The sequence below is a fragment of the Streptomyces niphimycinicus genome, from assembly GCF_018883605.1.
GTDB lineage: Bacteria > Actinomycetota > Actinomycetes > Streptomycetales > Streptomycetaceae > Streptomyces > Streptomyces niphimycinicus.
Window position 1 is genome coordinate 1 of sequence record NZ_JAHLEM010000507.1, and the last position, 2922, is coordinate 2922.

At 72.4% G+C, this 2922-nt stretch carries 1 protein-coding gene; it reads left to right on the forward strand.

Annotation, left to right across the window (positions count from 1 at the left end; all coding sequences use genetic code 11):
• Positions 1–2922, forward strand: a 2922-nt coding sequence (locus KN815_RS34295) for an SDR family NAD(P)-dependent oxidoreductase (protein WP_216345750.1), incomplete at both ends; no start/stop codon positions are given.

Here is a 2922-nt window from a genome sequence, read left to right on the forward strand (position 1 = left end):
GGTGAGTTGGCCGCGGCGCATGTGGCGGGTGTGTTGTCGCTGGCGGATGCGTGCCGGTTGGTGGCGGCGCGTGGCCGTTTGATGCAGGAGCTTCCGGCGGGTGGCGCGATGGTCGCGGTGCAGGCGTCGGAGGACGAGGTGGCGCCGCTGCTGACCGAGCGCGTCTCGATTGCCGCGCTCAACGGCCCGACGTCGGTGGTCATCGCGGGTGACGAGGACGCGGCTCTGGAGATCGCGTCGTCGTTCGAGGCGCAGGGTCGGAAGACGAAGCGGCTCACGGTCAGCCACGCGTTCCACTCGCCTCGCATGGACGGGATGCTGGATGCGTTCCGGCAGGTGGCGCAGGGGCTGTCGTACGAGGCTCCGAAGATTCCGATCGTCTCGAATCTGACCGGCGGCGTGGTGGCCGCCGAGGAGATCGCGACGGCCGACTTCTGGGTGCGCCACGTGCGCGAGGCCGTCCGCTTCCTCGACGGCGTACGGACGCTGGAGGAGCGCAACGTCACGAAGTTCGTGGAACTGGGCCCGGACGGTGTGCTCACCGCCATGGCCCAGGACTGCCTGACCCGCGACGACGCCACCCTTGTGTCCGCGCTGCGCTCCGGCCGCCCGGAGCTCCAGAGCCTGGCCGCCGCCGTCGCCGGGGCCCATGTCCACGGTGTTTCCCCCGACTGGGCCGCGGTGTTCGCCGGGACGGACACGGCCCGCACGGACCTTCCGCTCTACCCCTTCCAGCGCGACACCTACTGGCTCGACACCGGCTACTGGGCGGGCGACATGGTGTCCGCCGGGCTCGGCGCGGCCGACCACCCGCTGCTGGGTGCCGCGGTGGCGCTCGCCGACTCCGACGGTTTCCTCTACACCGGCCGTCTCGCCCTGGACACCCATCCGTGGCTGGCCGATCACACGGTGGCGGGCTCGGTGCTGCTGCCCGGCACCGCCTTCGTGGAGCTGGCGATCCGCGCCGGTGACCAGGTCGGCTGCGATCTGCTGGAGGAGCTGACGCTGGCGGCGCCGCTGGTGCTTCCCGAGGTGGGCGGCGTCCAGCTCCAACTGTCGGTGGGTGCGCCCGACGCTTCGGGACGCCGCGCGCTGACGGTGTACTCGCGGCGCGAGGACGCGGCCGTCGAGGAGCCATGGACGCGGCATGCGTCCGGTGTGCTGGGCTCGGGCGCGCCCACGGCGTCGTTCGACCTGGAGGTGTGGCCTCCGGCGGGTGCGTCGGAGCTGCCGGTCGAGGGCCTGTACGAGGGTCTGGCCGAGGCGGGGCTGGCCTATGGCCCGGTGTTCCAGGGGCTGACGTCCGCCTGGCGGCTGGGCGATGAGGTCTACGCGGAGCTGGAGCTGCCGGAGGACGTGCGCTCCGAGGCGGATGCGTTCGGTCTGCATCCGGCGCTGTTGGATTCGGCGCTGCATGCGGTGGGTCTTGGTGGTCTGATCGGGGGTGCGGACGGGGCGCGGCTGCCGTTTGCGTGGTCTGGTGTGTCGTTGCATGCGGTGGGTGCGTCGGTGCTGCGGGTGCGGTTGGGGTCGGCGGGTGCGGATGCGGTGTCGCTGGCGGTGGCGGATGGTGCCGGGCGTGCCGTGTTGTCGGTGGATTCGCTGGTGTTGCGGCCGGTGTCCGTGGAGCAGATCCAGGGTGCGCGGGGTGGCCGTCAGGAGTCGCTGTTCCGGCTGGATTGGTCCGAGGTGTCTGCCCAGGGTCCGGCGGGGCGCTGGGCGTTGCTGGGGTCGGACGCGTTCGACCTGGCGTCGACCGGGCAGCGGTTCGACGCTTACGCCGACTTGGACGCGCTGGCCACGGCGGTCGAGTCCGGCGCGGCGTTGCCGGATGACGTGGTGGTCGCCCTGTCCTCGAACTTTCCGGCGTATCAAGCCCGTCCGGCGATTGAGGACCGGGGTCCTGGGGCGGAGCCCCAGGTTGCGGGGAGGGGCGGGACTGGGGAATGCTCCTCACCCGTCGACGCGGCGCACCGCGCCACTGCCCGGGCGCTGAGCCTGCTGCAACGGTGGCTGGCGGACGACCGTTTCACGAACTCGCGTCTGGTTCTGTTGACCTCGGGCGCCGTGGCGGCCAGTACCGACGAGCCGGTGGCCGATCTGGCCCATGCCGCAGTCTGGGGCCTGGTGCGCTCCGCCGAATCGGAGAACCCTGGCCGGTTCGTCCTGGTCGATGTCGATGGTGCGGCTGGTTCGCTGCGGGCGGTGCCGGACGCGCTGGGGTCGGGTGAACCGCAGGTGGCCGTACGGGACGGGGTGCTGCGGGCGCCGCGCCTGGCGCGGGCCGCCGCCTCGGACTCGGGCTCGGGCTCTGGGGACGACGCGCCGGATTTCGATGCCGAGGGCACGGTGCTGGTCACCGGTGCGAGCGGCACGCTGGGCGCTCTGTTCGCCCGCCACCTGGTGGCCGAGCGTGGCGTACGGCGTCTGCTGCTGGTGAGCCGCCGTGGCGACCAGGCCCCGGGCGCGGCCGAACTCGGCACGGAACTGGCCGAGTTGGGCGCCGAGGTGCGCTGGGCGGCGTGCGATGTCGCCGACCGTGGCGCGTTGGCCGAAACCCTGGCCGCACTCCCCGCCGATCATCCGCTGACGGCCGTGGTCCACACGGCCGGTGTGCTGGACGACGGTGTGATCGGCTCGCTGACGCCGGAGCGGCTGGAGCGGGTGCTGCGTCCGAAGGTGGACGCGGCCTGGAACCTGCATGAGCTGACCCGCGACCTCGACCTGACCGCGTTCGTGCTCTTCTCGTCCGCCGCCGGTGTCTTCGGCGCCGCCGGACAGGGCAACTACGCCGCCGCCAACGCCTACCTGGACGCGCTCGCCCAGCACCGTACGGCGCTCGGTCTGCCCGGAACGTCCCTGGCCTGGGGCCTGTGGGCCGCCGAATCCGGTGGTATGGCCGGTGAGCTGGACCAGGCCGAT